At 42.9% G+C, this 22,735-nt stretch carries 17 protein-coding genes; 10 read left to right on the top strand and 7 right to left on the bottom strand.

Features of this window, described 5'->3' with window-relative positions:
* Positions 1-342 precede the first annotated feature (342 nt).
* Both ACFFGT_RS08630 and ACFFGT_RS08625 read right to left on the bottom strand, forming a co-directional pair.
* Positions 343-1,389: an alpha/beta hydrolase gene (locus tag ACFFGT_RS08630; protein WP_377022117.1), complete on the bottom strand. Its 1,047-nt coding sequence runs from the start codon at positions 1,387-1,389 to the stop codon at positions 343-345.
* Positions 1,390-1,487: 98 nt separating this feature from the next.
* Positions 1,488-2,471 (bottom strand): alpha/beta hydrolase, encoded by a 984-nt coding sequence (locus ACFFGT_RS08625; protein WP_377022116.1) that lies wholly within the window; start codon positions 2,469-2,471, stop codon positions 1,488-1,490.
* A gap of 642 nt (positions 2,472-3,113) precedes the next feature.
* On the opposite strand from ACFFGT_RS08625, the gene ACFFGT_RS08620 reads away from it, so the two are divergent.
* The 9 genes from ACFFGT_RS08620 (at position 3,114) to ACFFGT_RS08580 (ending at position 15,177) form a co-directional block, all read left to right on the top strand.
* Positions 3,114-5,228, top strand: a complete 2,115-nt coding sequence (locus ACFFGT_RS08620; RefSeq protein ID WP_377022115.1) for a tetratricopeptide repeat-containing sensor histidine kinase — start codon at positions 3,114-3,116, stop codon at positions 5,226-5,228.
* Between the two features lie 11 nt (positions 5,229-5,239).
* A complete protein-coding gene (locus ACFFGT_RS08615) occupies positions 5,240-6,607 on the top strand; it encodes a sigma-54-dependent transcriptional regulator (protein WP_377022114.1) in 1,368 nt (455 codons plus the stop codon).
* 83 nt (positions 6,608-6,690) lie between these two features.
* Complete coding sequence (locus ACFFGT_RS08610; protein ID WP_377022113.1) at positions 6,691-6,930, top strand: hypothetical protein; 240 nt, start codon at positions 6,691-6,693, stop codon at positions 6,928-6,930.
* Positions 6,931-7,021: 91 nt separating this feature from the next.
* Positions 7,022-7,885, top strand: a complete 864-nt coding sequence (locus ACFFGT_RS08605) for a helix-turn-helix domain-containing protein (RefSeq protein ID WP_377022112.1) — start codon at positions 7,022-7,024, stop codon at positions 7,883-7,885.
* A gap of 326 nt (positions 7,886-8,211) precedes the next feature.
* Positions 8,212-9,561: a TolC family protein gene (locus ACFFGT_RS08600; protein ID WP_377022111.1), complete on the top strand. Its 1,350-nt coding sequence runs from the start codon at positions 8,212-8,214 to the stop codon at positions 9,559-9,561.
* Positions 9,562-9,576: 15 nt separating this feature from the next.
* Entirely contained in the window at positions 9,577-10,620 is a 1,044-nt protein-coding gene (locus ACFFGT_RS08595) for an HlyD family secretion protein (RefSeq protein ID WP_377022110.1), read from the top strand.
* Positions 10,621-10,622: 2 nt separating this feature from the next.
* A complete protein-coding gene (locus ACFFGT_RS08590; protein ID WP_377022109.1) occupies positions 10,623-12,224 on the top strand; it encodes an MFS transporter in 1,602 nt (533 codons plus the stop codon).
* Positions 12,225-12,438: 214 nt separating this feature from the next.
* On the top strand, positions 12,439-14,172 hold the full coding sequence (gene ilvB, locus ACFFGT_RS08585) for a biosynthetic-type acetolactate synthase large subunit (RefSeq protein ID WP_377022108.1): 1,734 nt from the start codon (positions 12,439-12,441) through the stop codon (positions 14,170-14,172).
* A gap of 207 nt (positions 14,173-14,379) precedes the next feature.
* Positions 14,380-15,177: an AraC family transcriptional regulator gene (locus ACFFGT_RS08580; protein WP_377022107.1), complete on the top strand. Its 798-nt coding sequence runs from the start codon at positions 14,380-14,382 to the stop codon at positions 15,175-15,177.
* Positions 15,178-15,201: 24 nt separating this feature from the next.
* Here ACFFGT_RS08580 and ACFFGT_RS08575 read toward each other — a convergent pair whose 3' ends face one another.
* Both ACFFGT_RS08575 and mug read right to left on the bottom strand, forming a co-directional pair.
* Positions 15,202-16,944 (bottom strand): MOSC domain-containing protein, encoded by a 1,743-nt coding sequence (locus tag ACFFGT_RS08575; RefSeq protein ID WP_377022106.1) that lies wholly within the window; start codon positions 16,942-16,944, stop codon positions 15,202-15,204.
* Positions 16,945-17,350: 406 nt separating this feature from the next.
* On the bottom strand, positions 17,351-17,875 hold the full coding sequence (gene mug, locus ACFFGT_RS08570) for a G/U mismatch-specific DNA glycosylase (RefSeq protein WP_377022105.1): 525 nt from the start codon (positions 17,873-17,875) through the stop codon (positions 17,351-17,353).
* Positions 17,876-18,246: 371 nt separating this feature from the next.
* Here mug and ACFFGT_RS08565 point away from each other — a divergent pair, with 371 nt between their 5' ends.
* Positions 18,247-18,768 (top strand): N-acetyltransferase, encoded by a 522-nt coding sequence (locus tag ACFFGT_RS08565; RefSeq protein WP_377022104.1) that lies wholly within the window; start codon positions 18,247-18,249, stop codon positions 18,766-18,768.
* Between the two features lie 150 nt (positions 18,769-18,918).
* Here ACFFGT_RS08565 and ACFFGT_RS08560 read toward each other — a convergent pair whose 3' ends face one another.
* The 3 genes from ACFFGT_RS08560 to ACFFGT_RS08550 all read right to left on the bottom strand — a co-directional run bounded on the left by ACFFGT_RS08560 (position 18,919) and on the right by ACFFGT_RS08550 (position 22,730).
* Complete coding sequence (locus tag ACFFGT_RS08560; protein ID WP_377022103.1) at positions 18,919-21,174, bottom strand: GH92 family glycosyl hydrolase; 2,256 nt, start codon at positions 21,172-21,174, stop codon at positions 18,919-18,921.
* Positions 21,175-21,411: 237 nt separating this feature from the next.
* Entirely contained in the window at positions 21,412-21,930 is a 519-nt protein-coding gene (locus tag ACFFGT_RS08555) for a glycosyl-4,4'-diaponeurosporenoate acyltransferase CrtO family protein (protein ID WP_377022102.1), read from the bottom strand.
* 320 nt (positions 21,931-22,250) lie between these two features.
* The gene (locus ACFFGT_RS08550; protein WP_377022101.1) at positions 22,251-22,730 is read right to left on the bottom strand and encodes a MarR family winged helix-turn-helix transcriptional regulator; all 480 of its coding nucleotides are present in this window, start codon (positions 22,728-22,730) and stop codon (positions 22,251-22,253) included.
* Between the last annotated feature and the right edge of the window lie 5 nt (positions 22,731-22,735).

Below are 22,735 nucleotides of genomic sequence, written 5' to 3'. Positions count from 1 at the left end.
CAGGTACAATATATTGATTTTCAACTCTTAAAGTTTCTTAAGGCTACGAAAACAAATTGCCTGTAGCGGCAACAACCCGCGTGTGTTGGCGGCATTCTTCTTTTTTCGAAGCACAAAATAAACCTGTCAATAACCAGGAAAGGCGTAATTTATAAAATTACGCCTTTTATTAAATAATTGCCCGTAACTCCCTATCTTCCAATAAAATACTTTAAAATCCTATGCTGAAAAAGTTATGTACCGGCGTAAGGTCGATGGTTATCCCATAACTTGTCGCCGGTACAAAACATATAAAAATTTTTAGTATGGGTTTTAACAGGTGTGTATCAAATCAAATTCTTTCTATTTCAAGGCATCTTTTAGTTCGGTGCATACCTGCCTGATTGATGCTTTTACTCCAGGCACGTTGTTGATGGCATTTAATACCTGGAAATCATGGATCAGGTTCATGTAGCGGGTCACCGAACAATCTACACCAGCCTCAAGTAGCTTGCGGCCATAGGCTTCGCCTTCGTCACGTAGCGGGTCATTGTCGTCAGTTTGAATAATAGTGCGTGGCAATCCTTTTAACTGATCAATTGTTGCGGCCATGGGTACGGCATAGATTTCTTTTCTGGTCTGCAGGTTTGGTGTATAAAGATTGTACCCAAATTCCATGAAATCCTTTGAAAGAAACCGGCCGTTTGCATATGTTTTATATGATCCGGTATTAAAATCAGCACCAACTGCCGGATAAAGCAATACTTCCATACGCAATGCGGGGCCATTTTTGTCTTTAGCCATCAATGCAATGGCTGCTGCCATGTTGCCACCTACACTATTGCCGGCAATAGCCATTCGGGTTGGGTCAACACCTATCTCTTCGCCATGGGCTGCAACCCAGGTTAGGGCGGCATACGCCTGATTGATTTGGGTTGGATATTTTGATCCCGGCAATAATGAGTAATCCACAAATACCGCTGCAAAGCCTGTACCTACAACAATGTCCCTTACAAGCCTTTTATGGTTTTCATAGTTGCCTACTAACCATACGCCCCCGTGGTAAAATACAACTACCGGTAATTTGGCACTTGCCCCTTCCGGCTTAACGATATGGATGTGGACAGCAACGCCTTCCTGTGTGATATCTTTTTCAGTTACTTCTATGCCAGACATATCTACCTGCGTCTGGTTTTGCAATGCGGTAAGTGCATCGGCCGGCCCTGTACCCGGCAATTTATATATTGGGGTTTGCCCTTTCCCGGCATCGTTCAATTTTTGTAAAAATTCGCGCACCTGCGGGTCAATTCGCGGATCTTTAGCCGCATCAATTGTTTGTGCCGATAGCTTAAAGCTAAGCGTAGCTGCTAACAGCAGCAGCACTGTTTTGATAAAATTTTGAGTTTTCATTTTAATATACCTTTAGTTGTTATTATTTGTTGGTTATGAATGTGTCAGTTATTTTGTTGCTGTGGCCTGCTCTTCGAAATGATAATAATCAGCTTCGATTACTTCAAGTATTGCTTAAGCTCTGTTGTAATTTGCAGGATAGATGATTTGACGGCTGCGGTATCGTTTATGCCGTTAAGGAGGCCAAAATCATGGATCATTCCGTTGTAACGGGTTGAGGTTACCTTAACACCGGCTTCACTTAATTTTCTGCCATATGCCTCTCCTTCGTCCCTTAGCGGGCAATTTTCGGCTGTTTGAATAAGTGCAGGCGGCAGGCCTTTTAACTGTTCAACAGAAGCAGCCATCGGTACAGCATACGGGATTGCCCTGGTTTTAGGATCAGGTGCGTAGATATCCCATCCATATTGCATAAATGCTTTAGTCAGGAACCGGCCGGTTCCAAAAGCGTTATACGATTCAGTTTCAAAGTCGGCACCCACAGCCGGATATAATAAAACCTGGAATAATAAATCAAACTCACCCATGTGTTTTACCATCAATGCCATGGCCGCCGACATATTACCTCCAACACTGTTTCCGGCCACTGCCATGCGTTTACCATCTACATTTATTTCATCGCCGTTATTTACAACCCATTTTGCAGCGGCATACACTTCATTAATTTGAGTTGGATAGATGGCCTCCGGAATTGGTGTATACTCAACAAATACGGCTGCCACCTGTGCACCCACCACCAAATCACGTACAAGCCTTTTGTGGTTTTCAAAGTTGCCGGCTTTCCATACTCCGCCATGGATAAACAACAATACCGGTAGTTTATCGCTTACTCCTTCAGGCCTAACTATATAAAGCAAAATGGGGTTACCTTCGGGTGATATTGTTTTTTCTTCGATGGTAATCCCCGAAACATCCACCGGTGTTTGGTTTTGCAAACCGGTTAAAATGGAACGGACCTGGTCGCCAGGAAGCTCCCAGAAGGGGCTGCTGTCTTTGTTTAATTCGGCAAGAAATGATCTTACCTTAGGTTCAATAGCCGGATCTGTTGCGGCATCTAAAATAGTTGCATTTGAGTTTTTCATAATCGTTTTGTTTAATAGTTTTAATTGATGTTTCTAAACATTAGCGTCATTAAAATCAGTTGTTTATTTATGTATTTAATTAATTGCCCGTATTGATCCGTCACCCATCCCTAAATTCCCTTTCTTATGATTTTCTTAGCCTTCAAATTGATCTGATTCAAATTGCTTTTCAATGTATTTGTGGTGTTTTTCCCCGATGTAGATCGTTCCTCAAGTACCACTTGCTTTTCAGCATTGTGAAACTTTTCAATGCTGTTTGAGCGGCTGGATACAAGGGTTATGCCAAACGTATAAGTGTTTGTTTATTAGATATTTGTGAAATATTATTTTTATACTTCTTGTTATATCTAACAAAATTTGTTAAGGCATTATGTTGAAATGAGACGATAAAAAACAGTTACTTTTGCGGCTATTTCTTTGTAACTTAACCCTAACAATGTTTCAGACTTTGGGAGGGGGGATTCTTTCAATATGGAAAATGGGAAAACAATTGGTGTTGGCACTTCATGGAACTTCAGAATCAAAAAAGCACTGCTCCGACGGTCATTAAAACGGTGCGGTTTTTTAGTATGCTTCTTCCTTTTAAATAATATTTCAGCATTGGGGCAACTGTACAGGTGTCCAGATCGTGTTAACCCTGTGATGGAGGTTTCCTTACTGAAGGAAATAAAAAGCCAGTCGGAAAGTGAAAGAAAAGTGCAGAGTCTCTTAAATCTGGGAAGTATTTATTATTATAAACCGTTGAACCGGATCCAGGCATTAGAAAAATGTTTGATCTATGCCAGGCAGGCCAAAATACAGGCTTCCAAATTAAATGACAGGGATAACTTTAATAAAGCGGTTTTACTTATTGCCGATGCTTTAATTCAGCTTAGCAGGATAACGGATGCGGAAAAAGAGCTGCCTGATTTACATGATAAGGCTAAGATTGATTTATTGCTCATGCTTGCTTTCCAATACCGCCTGCGTTTGGAAGGAACATCGTCATCAAATTTTCAAAAGGCTTCCCAATATCTTGACACTGCCGCTGCCCTGGCAAATAAATTCAATGACTGCACAACCGGCATTCGCATTTCGGGGATCAAAGGTTCCATATTGGCTCAACAGGGCCGCTTCGTTGAATCGGAGCAAATACTACTTGCCGCTGCTTCAAAAGCAGGGAAAAATCACTGTATACCGCCTCAATATTTAGACCTTGAATTAACAAATCTCTATAATCAAAAGGGTGATTATGACAAGGCATTGTTGTTTGGGATTAAGGCTGTCCGGGAGGCTGAAAATAAATCGGATAGCCTTTGTATTGGAGATGCAAACTATGCTTTGGGCTTTATTTTTCGCAATACGGGAAAGTTTCAGGACGCGGCAGATCATTATAATAAGGCCATGAAATGTTACATACTTTTCCCGGGCATTCAAACCACGCTTGCAGAGTCGATAGAGGCAATAGGCCAAATAATGATAAGCAAAAAAGAATATAAAAATGCACTGATATTTTTTCAGAAGTCCTATCCAAAATATCATCTTGGAACCTATCAATCCAAACTAATTGAAGCCGGGGATATTGGTGATTGCTATCTGAAACTTAAAAATTACAAACAAGCTGAAAGGTATTTTTTAAAGGAGTTCCACCTGGCCCAATCCGTACAGGACCTGGACGAAGCAACTTATCATAGATTAGCTTTCTTTTACGTTGAAAGCGGGGCATACCAAAAGGCGCTCCCTTATCTGCAGGAGGCACTAAAACGACGAAATGAGGCCTCTGTGCAAAGTAATGGGCACCTTTATTATATGTTCTTCCTTGCTGACTCAGCTTTAGGCGATTATAAGTCGGCAATGAAATATCTTGGGGCAAACAAAAGATGCGACGACATCATTTACCAGGAATCTAAGGTGGCCGCCATGCATGATTTGCAAAATAAATATGAGGCGGATAAAAAAAGTGAGGAGATTAAGCTTCTAACCAAAAGCGAGCAACTTGAACATGCAAATCTAAGGAATGCTGAAACGTTTAGAAATATAAGTATTTGCGGAACAATTGCTTTTGCTTTGGTTGGCGCCATTTATTACAAGCAATACCGGAGAAAATTACAAATGTCGTCTGTAATACAAAAGAAAAATCAACAACTGCAAGTGTTATTGCAGGATAAGGAATGGCTGCTAAGGGAAGTGCATCACCGGGTTAAAAACAACCTGCATACCGTTATTTGCCTGTTGCAGATACAGGCCGAATTTCTTAAAGATGACGCATTGAAGGCTATAGAAACCAGTCAGCACCGCATTTATGCCATGTCACTTATTCATCAAAAACTTTATCTTACTGATGAATCTGAAACTATTAACCTTCAAATTTACCTGGAAGACTTAATTGGTTATTTGAAAGAGAGCTTAAGAAGCGACCAGCCAATTTGCTATCGCTTGGATTTGAAACCTTTGAATGTTGATATTTCCGCCGCAATACCAATAGGGTTAATTGTAAATGAAGCAATTACCAATGCTATAAAACATGCGTTTGTTGGGCGGAAGGAAAACAATGTGATAAGTATTAAACTGGACGAAGCCGGAGAAGAGGTACAGCTTATAATCGGGGATAATGGAATCGGGATAAACCTGAGCAACGATCCTCTTAAATGGGGCTCACTGGGTCTCAAAATGATCCGTGGGTTATGCCAGGACCTTGAAGCAGCACTTGAAATAAAAAATATAAAAGGGACACAATTCGACATCAGATTTTCAAAAAGTACAAAACGCAATCCCTAAAAAATTTAATCGTGAAACCCAAAATATTAATTGTCGAAGATCAGTTTATCGAGGCACATAGCCTTGAGCGCACGCTATTGAAATCAGGCTACATCGTTCCGCCCGTAGCCAGATCGGTTCAGGAGGGTTTACGGTCAATTGCCGACCAGCATATCGATCTTGTTTTGTTGGATATAATTCTCAAAGGTGATCAAACAGGAATTGATCTGGCAAGGGAATTGAACAAAAGGAATATACCATTCATCTATTTATCGGCAAATTCCAATAGAAAAACATTTGAGGAAGCTAAAGTAACAGAGCCTTATGGCTTTCTCGTTAAACCCTTTCGTGAAAAGGATGTGCTTGTTATGATTGACATTGCACTATACCGCGACAAGCAAAAAAAGAGCGGAATACTTAAAGAGCCATCTCCGAAGAAAGCCCTTACAAAAGCAGAGGATGAAATCCCGAATTCGATTATTGGTAATAGCTGGGCAATGAGGGAAATGTATGAACAGATCAGGATTGCTGCGAGGTCAAATATCGCTGTTTTAATTCTGGGCGAAAGCGGTACGGGAAAAGAGTTAGTTGCAAAGGAAATTCATGCACTTTCTGCCCGGAATAATAGTCCGTTTGTTGTAGTCAATTGTTCTGCACTTCCTGCCAATCTTATTGAACCGGAGTTATTCGGGCATGAAAAGGGCGCTTTTACGGGCGCCTTAACAAAAAGGATCGGCAAGTTTGAACAGGCAAATGATGGGACAATCTTTCTCGACGAAATTGGAGAATTGCCCGCAGATGACCAGATAAAATTTTTGCGGGTATTACAGGAAAAGGAAATTGAGCCGGTAGGAGGTAAAACCAAAAAAATTAATGTGCGTGTCATCGCAGCAACGAACCGCAACCTGGAGCAGGAACTTGCAAACGGAAAGTTTCGCCTTGATCTTTATTACCGGTTGAACGTATTTCCGATAAAAACGCCACCCCTAAGGGAAAGAAAAGAGGATATTCCCATGCTTGCAAGACACTTTATCTCAAAATATGCTGAGGAGGCTGGCAATGCCATTACTGATGTCTCAGAGCATGTCTTGTCTGAACTTTTGAATTATGAATGGCCGGGAAATATCAGGGAATTTGAAAATTTTATATTCAGAAGTATGCTTATCAACGATGGCCCTTTAATAACAAAAATTCCTCCCTTGCTTAAAGCTTCGGCCACTACGGGAAGGCCGGATAAAACAAGAATAGAAAATGAACGAACTCATATTCAGCGGGTTTTGTTAGAGTGTGGCTGGCGGGTTTCAGGGAAGGGCGGTGCTGCTGATATTCTTGGCATGAATGCTTCAACTCTTAATTCCAGAATCAGGAAATTGGGTATTAGCAGGCCTCACAAGCTTTAACATTAACAGGCAATTATGTTGTACCATGGCATAATTCCTCATTTTTTATACTAACAATTGGTCGCTTGTTTTGTTAAACAATTATGAAAAATCTATTTAAAAAAGAAGATAATACCAGGCTGATCGTTGCAGTGGCCGCAGGTGCGGTATTGGCCGGCACATTAGCTTATTTGTTTTTAACCGAAAGCGGGGGCGAAGTGATCCAATCTATTAAGCATAAATTAAAAGACGAAGCTAAAGATCTGGCTTCTGGTATTGTTAGTGACAAGACCGGCGTAAAGAAAAAAACAGTAAAAAAAGTAGCTGACCATATTGTTGAATAACATGCCTCCGAAATCAAACCCGGCTTAAACGGGGCTGAAGTATAAAGGGAGAAAGCACACTTAATATTGTAGTTTTGTGCTGATGGATAGCATGAAAACTTTTTCTCTTTCGAGGCACAGCAGGCTATTCGCTGTGCCCGATACCAGCAAGGAATATCTTTTTGTGAGTTCAGGTGATCGCCCTTATCACGAAGAGCCTTATCGGGCAGAAAGCTATGCGATTGTTTATATAAAAGAGGGCGGCGTGAAACTGAATGCCGGCCTCGCATCGTGGGAAGTTAAAGCGCCTTCAATTATTACCCTTGGCCCTTCGGTTATCCGGTATTTCACCAAGAACAGCGACTTGCTGAAAATGGATGTTATATTTTTCAAAGACTCATTTTTACTGGAACGGCACGCTGATCTTTTTTTTCTGTCGAGGTTTGACTTTTTTGAAAACAGCGATCTCCACGTTTTACCACTGAAGGAGCCGGGGCTTACTAAATTCAGCAAGATCTATGAGCTCATCCAACTAACGCAATCCGGATCCGGATATAACCAGGCCGATATTATCCGGAGTTATATTTTTGCCCTCGTTTATGAAGTTGACGCTTATCATTGGCAACAAATCTCCGGTACGTCATCTTCAGTAAAATCTCACCCTTTATTTGCAAAGTTCAGGTATCTGCTCAGCAATAATTATAAGCAGGAACGCAAGCTCGAATTTTATGCAGATCATCTTCATTTAACACCCAAATCTCTTTCGGCGGCAATTAAAAAGCAATCTGGCAGATCTGCCGGCAAATGGATCGATGATGCCATTATCCTGGAGGCTAAAGTTTTGCTGCAAAACAAAACACTCACTGTATCCCAGATCAGCGGGATGCTGAATTTTTCAGATCAGTCTGTGTTCGGAAAATTCTTCCGTGCGGCAACCGGGATGTCGCCGGTTGAGTACCGTAAAAAGTTCAATTAAATTTTATCTCTTCTTTTAGAAGCTGTTTAAAATTTATGAATATCTATTACAGGTAAATAAAGCTTCATTGCCGTTGGTTTTAACCAACGGAATAATGAGTAGCATAAGGGGCTTCAGCCCAAATCCGCTTGCATAATTAGGCTAAAGCCAAGACTTTTCAACTTATTACCGTTGGTTAAAACCAACGGCAATGAATATTTGCAATTTTAAACGGCTTCTTAGATCGATATAAGCCATTTCGACGAACATTGAAGTAGTTTGGTCGACTTTTACCTGCTGTTTAACCGGAAATTTGTCTTATCAAAACTTTAACAGGGGGATGAATCATGACAAGTTTAAAAATTTATATCTTATTAGTTTTCGCTTTTGCGACGACTATTTTTATCCTGAACCCGATCATATCGGGAGCTCAGGAGCGCCCCGGCAATGGCTATAAACTTACGCTTGCAGAAGCGGTACAATTTGCTAAAACTCAAAATAGATGGGTACAGGCCGCTAATATCGAAGAAAGCGCTGCCGGTGAAGACCGTAAAGATGCTTTCAAAGCAGCATTGCCAACTATTAATGTTGGTGGTTCATATCAGCGGTTCTCAAACCTGACGCTTTTTTCAGAAGGGCTGAGCCATTCAATTACAATATCTACACCACCTACGCGTAATGCTGCCAATTTAGGGGTTGAGGCATCCTTTAATATTTACAACGGCGGAAAGCTCAGGGCATTGCAAAAAGAGCAGACTTCGCACTTAAACGAGGCAAAATTGAATGCCCTGGATCAGTCGGGAAATATTGCTTTACAAACGGCTGATCAATACCTTGACCTTGTTAAGCTTAATGACTTGCAGAAGTTTATCCTTGATCAGCTTAAAAGGGCGCAAACCCGGTTGAGCAATATTAATACGCTTTACAAAAATCAAAAAGTTACCAGGAGTGATGTTTTGAGGGCAGAAGTTACATTATCAAACGTTCAGCTTTCTTTAGAGCAAAATGAAAACGATATCACAATTGCTAACCAGAAATTAGATGTGCTGATCAATGTTCCTGATTCTGTGCGGATTTCGCCGGTTGATTCGGCCGGGATGCCTAAGCCTGCATTAAGTTCACTACTTCCGCTTATAGATGCGGCCGGGGTGTCATCATACAGTGTGCAAAAAGCAGCCGAAAATGTGGAGACACAAAAGGCCAGACTGAGAGGAATCCAAAGCGCTAACATGCCAGGTTTAAGCTTTTACAGCGCCTATGGCATTAATTATCCCAATTTTTTGGTGTTCCCGCCGGTTAACCAGGCTTATGCCCTCGGGTTTGTGGGGCTGAAAGCACAGTACAGTATTTCATCGCTTTATCACAATAAAAGCAAAGTAGCTGCGGGCAAACTCCGGGTTAAAGAACTGGAGGTGCGGCAGGAGGCTTATACTGATAATGTGAAAACGGAGGCCAGGGCTTATTATGTAAAATATGCCGAAGCACTCAACAGGATTTCGGTTAATGAGCACTCTGTAGAACAGGCGCTGGTCAACTACCGGATAGTAAATACTAAATATTTAAATCAACTTTCCCTGTTAACAGATCTGCTGGATGCAGATAACCTGTACCAGGAATCGAGGTTCAATTTAATCAGGGCGCAAACCGACGCGCTTGCTATTTATTACCATATTCTTTACACCAGCGGGAATTTATAATCAACACTTAAAAAAATGAAAAGAGAAAATCATAAAACGCATCCGGGTAATATTATTATCACGGTTATTGCGGCAGTTTTGTTAGTTGCAGGGGCTGTGTATTTTTTTCAGTACCTGAAATACAGCGAACACTACGAAGAAACTAACGACGCCCAGGTCGAGTCATATATTAACCCGGTATCTGCGCGGGCGGGTGGTTATATTCAGCACGTTTACTTTAACGAGCACCAACTGGTTAAGCAGGGCGATACACTGGTTATGCTGGATGACAGGGAGTACCGGGCCCAACTGGAGGCTGCAGAAGCCGCTATGGATGATGCCCATGCCCAGCTAACCGTGCTTGAAGCCGGCATCCGTTCGGCCGAAACAGGTACAAATATCAACCAGGATCAGATCAAAGGAGCACAGGCCAAATATGTGCAGCAGCAACAGGATATCAGGCGTTACACCAACCTGGTGAAAGAAGAAGCCGCAACCGGCGCCGATCTGGAATTGGTGAAAGCACATTATGATGTGGCAGAAAGCGATTACAGCGCCGCCATAAACGGCCTGAAGACTAACGAAGCGCGAATAGCGGAGCTGAAAACTCACTTTGCCGTATTGCAGGCAGATGTAAAACGGAAACAAGCAGCACTGGAGCTGGCAAGGCTTAATTTATCTTATACCATTATCCGTGCCCCATATACAGGCAGGCTGGGACGTAAAAATATTTTGGAGGGTCAGCAGATCCAACCCGGTCAGCCATTGGTGAGCATCATTAATGAAAAGGAAAAATGGATCACCGCCAATTATAAAGAAACGCAGGTAGCCGGCATGTATGTTGGGCAGCCAGTGGAGATTCGCGTGGATGCCATAGATAACAAGGTATTTAAAGGGAGGATTTTGGCTATTGCAGGGTCTACCGGTTCACGTTTTTCCCTTTTACCTCCGGACAATTCTACAGGCAATTTTGTTAAGATCATTCAGCGCGTGCCGGTAAAGATTGAGTTTGCAGATGAACAATCAGCCAGCGTAGTACCTGGTATGAATGTTACCGTGGCTGTTAAAAAGAAATCGTAATCATGAAATCGGTATATTTTAAAGATTGGATTACAGGCTGGCATTGGGGCGTACGCATTGCGTTGTTTATGATCTTGCTGTCGGGCCTGGTGCAGCTGGGGATGTTTGTACTTACCCAAAGTTACATGGTGGCATACCTCGGTGCACAGCCTGAGGATATCCAGTTTGGAGTAATGTCAACCTACGCCGGTATTATTACTGTTTTACCGGTACAGTTTCGCTTTTTCAAATACTTTCAAACCCGGGGCTATTTATTGACCAGTATGATGCTGGCCATAGTACTCAATGTTGCCTGTTTGTACTGCCGTGATATCAATTTGTTTCTTATTATAAGGTTTTTTCAGGGGATTGTTACAGGTAATGTGATTGTATTTGGCCTGTTGCTGATCTTTTCGCGTTTGCCCCAGGAACGGGTGCAAACCATAGCACCGGCAGTATTTTATGGAACCCTGCTTAGCAACACAGTTTTGATAGGGTTGCTTGCCGGCGCGGTGGTAGAATCGGCAGATTGGAAAGTAACGTACTATTACCTGATCGGCTTCCAACTCGTTACCTTGCTCATCACTTTGCTAATGTTAAAAGGTGTATCGGTGCATAAACGTTTTCCTTTGTACCAGATTGACTGGGGTGGGATGGTCATATTTGCCTTTAGCGCCCTTGCCCTGGCTTACACCGTTATTTACGGATCTAAATACTATTGGTTTGCCGACCCGCGGATCCGTTACAGCAGCATTGCTACTGTAATTGGTGCATCGTTATTTTTATACAGGCAAAGCATTGTCAAAAGGCCGGTTGTCCATCTTAGTGTGTTTAAATCATGGAATTTTGTAAGCGCTGTTTGTTTGCTTGCCATTTATTATGGTACTAAGGATAGTATCGGCCTGGTTTATAGCTACGCGGGCGGAGTGCTTAAGTGGAGTACGCTCCAGGTGATGGTACTTGCTATGTGTAATATAGTGGGGATGGTAGGTCTGTTGGTTTTTTCTATCCGGATGATGCTTGCCAAAAAGGTTACTATTAAAGTGCTTTTGGTAGCAGGGTTTGTATTGTTGGCAGCATTCAACATTTGGATGAGCTTTTTATTGACTCCCGATTTGTCCTTCACTGATCTGCTCCTGCCTGTATTTGTACAGGGTGTTGCTTCGGGCCTTTTGTTTGTTCCTATCATGATCCGTGTGCTTTCGTCGGCCCCTGCGTCTGCAGGAGCAAGCGGTATGATCATAGCTGCCTGTACCCGTTTTAGCGCGACTGCAAATTCATTTGCGGGCTTTTATAACCTGCAGCTATACTTTAACCAATATTTTAAAGAGGGCTTTCTTGCTTACCTCACACCCGAAAATCAAAATATGGTTACCCGTTTAAATACTTACCGTGCGCTGTATGTTTCAAAAGGGTTCACAGCAGAGCAGGCCTCGGGTTTAGCAAATGCAGCTATATGGCAAAATCTAACACAACAAAGTCAGCTGTTAACTAACAGGGCTATTTTTATGGTATTTGCGGTGGTAATGCTGGTTCTGGCTTTTGTTATCCTGGTTGTTCCTGCTATTAGTAAAACGTATGTACACTGGAATAAGCGCATGATGGTGCCTTTGACAGATGTATGATTCAGGGTTGAGGCATTTTCACTTGATCATGTTAATGGCCGGAATGATAAAAAGATTGGCTGTTTCTGAAATAAGATACTGGAATGAGCGGTCTAAATTTGTATTTGAGCTTGAGAAAGTAGAAAATAATCCGATCGAATTAGGTGAATTTAACTGAATTAGGGCATAAACAGACCATTTTAAATAATAGTATACACACAAATAACAGGCAGCAATGGAAACTGAACAACAGGAAGCAACGGCAATAATAAGCGAAACGAAACAAATTTCAGGATCAATAGCCATATTAGAAGCATTGGTTGCCGAAGGTGTCGGTACTTTTTTTGGTGTACCGGGAGGTGCTAATATTGCGATATACGATGCATTATATTATTACAGCGAAAAGCTCGAACATATTTTGGTTAGGCATGAGCAGGGCGCAATTCACGCCGCTCAGGGATATGCCCGCACATCAGGAAAAGTAGGAGTAGCCCTTGCAACAAGCGGGCCCGGTGCAACAAACATGATAACAGGTATTGCCGATGCCATGATAGACAGCACCCCGGTGGTTTGTATAACCGGGCAGGTTTACGCGCATCTGTTGGGGACTGATGCATTCCAGGAAACAGATATCATCAATATCACCGGCCCGATAACCAAATGGAACTATCAAATAACCGATGCTGAAGAAATTCCGGCTGTTTTAGCCAAAGCCTTTTATATCGCCCGCAGCGGCAGGCCGGGGCCGGTTTTAATTGACATAACCAAAAACGCGCAGTTGCAGTTGTTTGATTATAAGGGTTATACCAAATGTGACCATATCCGGAGCTATAGGCCAAAACCGATTGTTCGCCCGGAATATGTTGAACAGGCAGCCAAATTAATTAACGAGGCTAAAAAGCCATTGGTGTTATGGGGGCAGGGCGTGATTTTAGGTGGTGCCGAGGCAGAGTTTAAAGTATTTATAGAAAAGTCGGGTATCCCGAGTGCCTGGACAATTTTGGGCGTGGGTGCAATCCCGGGCAATCATCCGCTTAACGTTGGCATGCTGGGAATGCATGGCAATTACGCCCCCAATGTATTAACCAACGAGTGTGACTTACTGATTGCGATTGGAATGCGCTTTGATGACAGGGTTACAGGTCGCTTAGATAAATATGCCAAACAAGCCAAAGTGGTTCATCTGGATATTGATCCCGCCGAAATTGATAAGAATGTAAAAGCAACAGCGCCCGTTTGGGGCGATTGTAAGGAAACTTTGCCAATGCTCACTGCTTTGATCGAGCAAAAAGAACATACTGCCTGGCTGACGGAGTTTCAAACACGTTATAAGGAAGAGCTTGATATCGTTATCAATCCCGAGTTAAACCCAGCCTCGGGCGAAATAACGATGGGTGAAGTTGTACGTCACTTAAATGTGCTTACCAAAGGCGAAGCAGTCATCGTATCGGATGTTGGCCAAAATCAAATGGTGGCCTGCCGTTATGCAAAAATGGATAAAACCCGAAGTAATGTAACCAGCGGTGGTTTAGGCACAATGGGCTTTGCCCTGCCTGCCGCAATCGGCGCAAAATATGGCGCACCCGACAGAACTGTAATCACCATAGCCGGGGACGGTGGCTTTCAAATGACCTTGCAGGAATTAGGCACTATCATGCAAAACAAAATAGATATTAAGATCATCGTTTTGAATAACCGCTATTTAGGGATGATCCGCCAGTGGCAGGAGTTATTTAGCGAGAGCAGGTATTCGTTTTCAGACCTCGAGAGCCCGGATTTTGTTGCCCTTGCGGCCTCTTACCGCATTGCGGGGAAATGTGTTTCTGACCGTGAAGATTTACCCGGTGCTTTGGATGAAATGATGAATAGTAAAGGTCCATTTTTGCTTGAGGTGATGGTAACGCGGGAGAATAATGTTTTCCCGATGGTGGCGCAGGGATGCAGCTTAAGCGAAATCAGGCTTAAGTAATTTTAAAAGAAACTAATAATGAGGTGCCAAAATTATTGAATGAGACACCCTCGGAAGATAATTGTTGTTTAATTGTTGTTTTGATTTGAATGTATCTACTCCTGTCATGTGGGGTAGATCATTCTTTTTTCATTGTTTAAAAATTCAGGACTTCAATAACTGTCTGAGCCGGTTTCCGGAACTCAGAAATTAGATAAGATAAATAAAATGAGTTTGATAGCATCTCTTGAAGAGATAGAATTGTATAAGGATTCGATATTTGTGATGCATGAGAAATGCGAAAAGTTTATCCCCTTTCATAAGCATTCTAAAAGTCAGCTAACGTATGTTGAAGGGGGATTGGGATATATAAGGTTCAGGGAAAAGCTTTTTGTAATACCTGCACGGCATTATTTTTGGATCCCGGCAGGGGTGGAACATACGTTTACGATAGGTAATCCGGCAACTAAATGCCGGACATTGTTTTTTCATACCAATGGAGATTCACAAAATGAGTTTTATAGCAAAGTCGGGATCTACCCTATAAATGACCTCCTTTTCCAGATGATCCGGTTCACGGAGCAATGGAATGCGCATATCCTGCCGGATGATGAGCGGTTTACGTTTTTACAAAGTATTAAAAACATCCTGTCGCAGGTAAGTAACCAGGCGCTTTCGGTTGCTTTGCCCTTTACAGAAAATGAACGGATGCTTAAAATACTGGCACACCTTGAAGATAACCTTTCCGAAAGCCATACGCTGCAAAGCATCAGCTCAAAGTTTGGAGTTAGCGAAAGAACCTTGTCAAGGTTCTTCCAGTCAACCTTAAGTGTTTCTTTTCTGCAATACCTGAAACTGTTGAGAATGGCGAAGGCTTTCAAACTCATTGTTGGAAATGAACATTCTTTAGCTGATATAGCTTTTTTATGCGGTTATCAAAGCTTGTCCTCCTTTAGCAACACATTTTATAATGTTACCAAAACGCGCCCTTCAGAGCATTTGATGGGGCAGAATATCCTGGTTTAGAATTGTCTTTTTCTGCATAGTTATTTACAAGTCCAGGTCTACAGCGCTTTCCGGAACAGCGCAACAGATCAGTACGTTCCCATCTGCCGGAAGATCAAGCGGATTTGGGGAATAACCAACCGTTCCGTCAATCATACCCGTTTCGCAGCGATGGCAAACGCCCATCCGGCATGACCATTTAACTGGAATATCACAAGCTTCAGCTGCTTCCAGCAAACTGCCAAAGCGGGGATGCCACCGAAAAGAGACTTTGCTTTTACTAAAAGTAACGAGTGGACCCAGCCCGGTATTTTCTGCGGGAAGGTGAGGGGCTTTCCCGTTTCCGCCAGCCGTTTCGGGGCTGCTTCCGAATAGTTCGGATTTAATATTATTATCGGCTATTCCGATGGTCTTCAATGCAGCGGTGATATTGTAGAGATAGGCCGGCGGCCCGCATAAGTAACATTCACTTTCTATCGGCAGTTGCATATCCTGTAAGGACTGCAAATCAAGGTGCCCTTTAATATCATAGTCAATGCCGCAATGTTCACCGTTATTGGGGGAACTGTATATGACCACTCGCTGAAATGAGGACAACTGCATTCCAAGGGTTGTTACTTCATCCCTGAATGCCTCGTAAGTTCTGTTTCTGCAGGAATGGATCCACCAAAGCTCACGGTCAGGATCGAGGCGGGCAACATGGTGAAGGATACTTAATAAAGGCGTAATGCCTACCCCGGCGCTAAGAAGAACCAATGGCTTTTTACTTTCCGTCAAAGTGAAAGTGCCGCGCGGTGCACTGATCTCTAACAGGTCGCCATCATGTACCTGTTCATGCATATAAGTGCCACCCGCGCCGTTTGTTTCCAGCTTTACCGCAATGCGTAAACCAGATTCACCCGGCGGCCCGCAAAGAGAATACATCCGTATCAGTGGAGCGCCGCTCCTGGTTGGGTGTATCCGGACTGCAATGTGTTGTCCCGGCAAAAAAGAAGGTATTGGGTTGCCTTCGGATGGTATCAGTTCAAAGGAACGCACTCCTTCACATTCCATACGCGTACGCTTTACGATGAACGGTCGGAAGCCTGTCCAGGCAAGTGGTTCAATTGGGCCGCTCAAACCGGCATTTCCTTTGGCGGCACCTTGCAAAACAGCATCAAGCAAATTTTGAAATGATCCTTTCCAGCCCTGGCTAAGCGCAGGAATTTTTAAGGCTTGTTGTAGTTTATCTTCAGGGTGATCTTTTAAATAAAGCAGCGCTTCAATATCAGCAACGGTCATTTTTTCATCGCCGTCGGCAATCTTTTCTATCACGTCGCCCGCGCCAACATCTCCCTCCTGTATCACACGGAAATAAAACCCCGGTCGTTTATGTGTAACAAGCAGGGCCGGCATTTCCGGTACCCCGGTGCTGATACCCACGCGCCAGCAGGTTACCCGGGGCTGGGTAACTTCAAAAATTGCCGAACCGATCCTGAAGCGATCGCCAATGCAAACCTCATTATCGGCCAGTCCCTCTATGGTAAAGTTTTCGCCGAATTGCCCATAAGTGAAATCTGTACGCTGCAGGGTTTCACCCCAGTATTGATATGATTCGGCCTGGTAAACCATAACGGCGCGGTGCTCGCCGCCATGGGCCATGAGATCGGCCTGGGCATCGCCGTCTAAGTTGAATTTTCTTGCATGAATACGCCCGGCAACAGGCGTTTTGAATACGGATGTTCTAACCATTTGTCCACGCCATGGAATATCCCGTGGCTGGCCTACATTTACTGATATGACTTTCATACTGCAATTTTGTTATGTTCAATGCTTGCCAGTTAGTCAATATTTTTAAACTCGTTTTTCAAAGATATTGGAGTATGGATAGGCTTCTATTGGTTGGTTTATCTATGTTCGACTTATAGGTAAAAATACTTTATTAAAAGCGTAAGCACAAGCAGAAATCCGCTCATTACAAGGGAATTGCTTTTGAAATCGATAGTAAACACGTGGCACCTAACGGAGCCATTATATTGGGGTCAAAATATCTATAAACACGATACTCCTATGGAGTGTCTTATCAATTGCTAAAAACTCCGTAGGAGTATCGTGTTTATAGGAGACAAAATGGAAGCTTTAAGGCTCCGTTAGGTGCCACGTGTTTACTATTGATTTTAAAAGCGATTTCCTTGCGCCTATACCTACTGTTGGGCTATATTATAGCAGTCGGCTTTGAAATAGCCTCATACAATTCCTTGTAATGGGTAATAAGATCATTAAGGGTAAATCCCCGGTTTAAACCACTCGGATTAGGGAGTACCCAAACCTTTGCCCCACAAAAATCTTCCGGTTGAGGGCCCCACAAAATTTGCTTTTTACCGGAAAAGGCTATATAAGCCGGTTTACCAAGGAATGCAATATATTTAGGCTGGAAACGAGCCATTTTTATTTTGAAAGCCTCGATGGAATCGGCAAACTCATCTTTGGAAAGTTCATCTGCCCGCACCGTTGCCCTTTCTACGGCAGTGGTCAGCCCGTAACCGAAATCAAGGATAGATGCATCATTCAACGGCTCAATTTGATGGGGTGTAAAGCCTGCCAGGTGCAAAGCTTTCCAAAAGCGGTTGCTCCGCCCCGAAAAGTGGTGCCCGTCCCACGCAGATTTTAAGCCGGGATTAATCCCGCAAAAAACAACACTGAGATTGCTGGCAATAAGATCAGTTAATATTGGGAGCATTGCATTGATGTAAATATTTGATCGGGCATCCGATACAAAAATAACATAGCCTCTGCATAAAATTATGGCCAACCCGGTCAAAGTTTATTTAAAGGCAGACAGATTAAAAGTACCACAAACACATGGGAAAATACCACATCCTTTATTTTCTTTCCGGTAGGTTTGGGTCAATGAGGTCGTAGTTTGATAAAAGGGCGGTTCATAATATCATCTTAAAGTAAGAAGGCGGGATTGGCCGGAATCGTAAAATATTTGGCGACTTAGGTAAACTAACAGGAAATGTACATATCTAATTTTGTAATGAAGGGAATGAGTAGCGCCCACGAAAATGAGTAATACTCCTTCAATCTGCATAAAACATATATTAAAAAATGGCAGCTGAAATCACAACAAAATTCACCATTGGAAATCAACAGGGGATTGATATTTTATCTTTTATAACCGAAGCCACTGCAAGAGAAAAATTTGCAGGAAGGGTCACTGATCAGGAGCTTGAAAATTATATCGATGCAAACTTTAATAAAGAGGTATTGGTGATAGAGCTAAATAGTATGTCCAATCAATACCTGATAGTTTATGTAAATGATGAGCCTGCCGGTTATGCCAAAGTAACATCCAAAGGTGCAAGACCTGCGTTTTTTGCCGGTAAAACTTTGGCGAGGATAGCTGATTTTAGCGTGCTGGAGAAATATAATGATCCTTTAATCAGGGAATCGTTATTTAAAAAATGCCTTTCAATTTCAACTATGCAGCAGGTAATTTGGATAAGCGAATATGAAAATAACCCCTATCTGGATTTTTTTGAAAGCTACGGGTTCAAACGGAGCAATGATATCAACGTTCCGCAAGAGTTGCCACTTCTGCCTGTTTACCTTGTTAAAGAAAAGGTTTGAATTTAAATTGGTGCTCCCGTCAGGCAATTGGAAATTATGGCTACTGGCTATGATTTTCAGTAGCTTGTTTCTGTGTGCCGTGTATCCCAACTAATTAGCAGCTGTTGTAATTATTTACATCCCTGAGGGTTGATGGTGCGGGTGGGAGGCTCAATTCGTATCCGGTTTGTCCTGCATAAAAATTTCCAACCTGCCGCCGGCCATAATATCCCTGTAACGGATAAAATTATCGGGCATTGTTTTACCATTTAATTTTACTGTGTGGATATACATAGATTTCGGATTTGCTTTATGACAGGTGATTTCAAACTTGCCGCCGTTTTGAAGGGTAATGGCAATCTTATCAAATAAAGGTGAACATAGCAGATATTCGCCCGATACAGGGTTTACCGGGTAAAAGCCCATAGCCGCAAACATATACCAGGCCGACATTTGCCCTGCATCATCATTGCCACCCAAACCACCGGGTCCGTCGCTGTATTCGGCAGCTAAGATTTTGCGCACTGCCGCCTGTGTTTTCCACGGCGATGGAGTATAATTATACATAAAAGGGATCTGATGCCCTGGCTCATTGCCATGCCAGTACTCACCTTTTACAAACAGGCTGTCTAAAGACTGTTCGAGTTTATTTGTACCACCCATCAGCTTTGCCAAACCGGGTACATCCTGCGGTACATAAAATGTATATTGCCGTGCGGTACCTTCTGTAATATAGGTTTCTTTTTTATCCGGATTAAAAGGGGATACCCAGCTGCCATCGGCATGTTTACCGCGCACAAATCCGGTTGACGGGTCAAATACATGGGTATAATATTTTGCCCGTTTGCTGAGAGCCGCATAGTCGGCAGATTTTTTCAAAGCTTTAGCAAATTGCGCCAGTGCGTAATCATCATAGGCATATTCTATTGTACGGCTTACCTGTTCCATTTTATGAAAGGCATCCAACACACTGTCTTCAACCGGGATGTATTGATATTTCAGGTAACTATCCAATGCCCTGCGCCCTTTGCCTTCCACATAGTCGGCCCGGTTGGCAGGCACATCAAAAGCGTTACGCCTTAAAATCTGGTAAGCATCCTCAGCATCAAAGTCAGTGATCCCTTTTAAGTATGCCGAACTGACTACCGAGGCTGTATGATCGCCGATCATCTCAGATGTATAGCTGTTCCAGCAAGGGAAAATAGGCATCCAACCGCCTTGTTTGCCTTTCAGGATCAGTGATTTTGCCAGGTTATTGATCAAAGGCGGGTTCAGGATCTCAAACAGCGGTAACTGCGCCCGGTAAATATCCCACATCGAAAAATCATCATAATAATTACCCCCTGATAACTTTTCGATCTGGTAATTACCTGAAAATCGCGGGTACCTGCCATCAACATCATTAAAAAGACGTGGCTGCTGCATGGCGTGATAAAACGATGTATAAAAAATGCGCTTATCCCGTTCGCTGCTGGTTGATATACTGATTTGCCCTAAAGCTTTTTCCCATTTTAATTTGCTGTTTTCCACAGCCCGGTCAAAATCAAATCCGGGCATCTCGGCCTGCAGGTTTTTGCGGGCCCCATCCAGGCTGGTAAACGAAGTGCCTATCCTGATGATTAGCTTTTCGCCTTTATTGAGCTTGAACCCGGCGTAAATGCCGGTACCCGCATCGTTTTTAATACTATCCGCAGTAAATATTCTATCTCCGGAAAAGGTGCCCGTTTTACCTAAACTTCGTTCAAACCTGATCACAAAGAAACCACTGAAGCCTGCGCTTTTCCCCCAGCCCTGGTAAATGCGGTGAGCCGGATTATAGCCTGATATTTCGCCGGTTTGTTTATCCACTTTTACAAAGCCTTCGTGGTAATCACTATTGGCTTTAATCAATAAATAAAGGCTGTCGGCCTGCTCCAGGGTAAATTGCATCATGGCGCAACGCTCTGTAGCGGTTACCGCGGCTTTCAGTTGATATTGCTTAAGGTTTACGCTGTAAACGTGCGGCGACGATTGTTCATCGGCATGTTTAAATGCTGCACTATAATTAGTTGTTTTTAGCTTGCCTGTGATGGGCATAATAGTAAAACTGCCATAATCCTGCGTGCATGAACCGCTTAACCAGTGTGAACCGCGCAGGCCGTTGAATATGCTGTCTTTATAATAATAAGGGGGGATACACTTGGTTTCACCAGATTCCGTCTCGGGTGTCCATTGTGTCATGCCGAAGGGGGAAGTAACCGCGGGAATGGTATTGGCAAACCTCGTATCAGCCGTCTGGCCATGCTTCAGCGCAGAGGCTGTAGTAGCGATGGCCGTACCTGCCATTGGCTGTACATATTTAACCAGGTCCTGGGCAAAAACAGGCCATGGAAACAACAACAGAATGATATAAGTAAACCGGTTTGTGATTTTTGGGGTGAAGTTCATTTCAGGCGGCCGTTAAAAAGAAAATTTTGCAGCAAAATACAGCAATCATCGTTAATGTTATTCGTAAAGGTTAAAATAATGAATTAAAAAACTTGCTGCCATGTTTTGTGGCAGGGCTTTGAGATTACCGCGTGTTCATTGCAGTTTCTGCAGTTTACGGGATGTAAAGCCCAATAAGCAGTTGTCTGATAGGTTTGATAATTGCCATACTGGTATGGTGGCTTTGCGAGCTCTATGTTAACTTATCGGGTTCTTGAATTTTTTACTGGATCTCAATATCCTGATCCGGTTATACTGCTGCAGCAAAATGGGATAGAAGTTATAGAACATGTTGCTTATCATAATGATCAGGGCTTGTATGTAGCGGCCCTCAACCAGTGCCATGCCGCTTGTGAGCAGGAAGAAAATAAGGCAAATGAAATGATACCGCTCGTACATCATAATGGTTTTGAGGTAGCCTTCAGGATTTGCTTTTATCCGGATTACCTGGTAAGCCGGATCATTTTTCCTGACCAGGCGATTGGCAATATCGCCCTGCTGAACAAATTTACGAATGAACCTGACCCCTAAACGCTCGTAAAGTTCTGTGCTATTGCTAAGTTGGAGCCCTGCGAATATTTTTTGAGAAAGAAACGCCGGAATAATGCTTAGTACAATAAAGATGTAAAACCAGGCGGATAAGCCTGCCGAAACCCAGTAGACCAGCACTGCTGCAAAACCGAGGATCGTCCAGAAAAAGTTAATGAGCTGGTTCATAGGATTAATAAGTCGGTATCTAATATCGCTGTTTTGGGGATTAATATAAAGATGTTCGCTATTGGAAATCTATTCTGCATATAGCAGGGCTGTGATCATCACGGGCATTTGGAAGAATAAAAAAGCGTGGAATTGTGCGATTCCCTCCCTTGGGAGGGTGTAGGGAGGGGTTTCATCGACTGGTTTATTAGTTTGAAATGGCGCATAAACCTCTCCCTGCGATCACACACTCCAAGCGCACCCCTCCCGAGGGAGGGAATTTAAACACTTTCAAATTACAAAGCCGCTCTACTTTCGTAAAGCGGCTTTGTAGTTCTGTTTCAGTCATTATCGGGATCGGGTAACTGATCGTTCTCAGTAGGATTTTTAGTTTGTTTTTTCTTTGTTAAATTTTGCATCATTGCTTCGGCTACTTCTGTAAAAACCATCAGTTTTTCTTCGCTGATGCCCGTGTTTGCCAGTTCATTGATCTCCATCACCTTTTGTTCGATGTATGGGATAACTTTCAGCGCGTTTTGAGAGAGCGAAATGAGATGTTGCCGCCTGTCGGCCGGGTTGGTTTTTACCAGCACTATCTTACTTTCTTCCATCGAAAAAATGATATGTGCAACCCGCGATTTATCGATGTGCAACAATTCGGCTAATTGATTTTGAGTGATTGGCTTTTGTTGTTTAGCCAATGTAAGCAGCACCTCAAAATGATGGTTCGCCTCGATAGAAGACAGTTCCCGGGTAAGGTTCCTGGTATAAAGGTGATTGATCAACCTTAAATTTTGCGATAGCAGTTCTGTATTTTTCATGATTG

The sequence above is a fragment of the Mucilaginibacter angelicae genome (genome assembly GCF_042434235.1).
In the GTDB taxonomy this organism is placed as follows: domain Bacteria; phylum Bacteroidota; class Bacteroidia; order Sphingobacteriales; family Sphingobacteriaceae; genus Mucilaginibacter; species Mucilaginibacter angelicae.
This window is presented reverse-complemented; position numbering and strand designations above follow the sequence as displayed.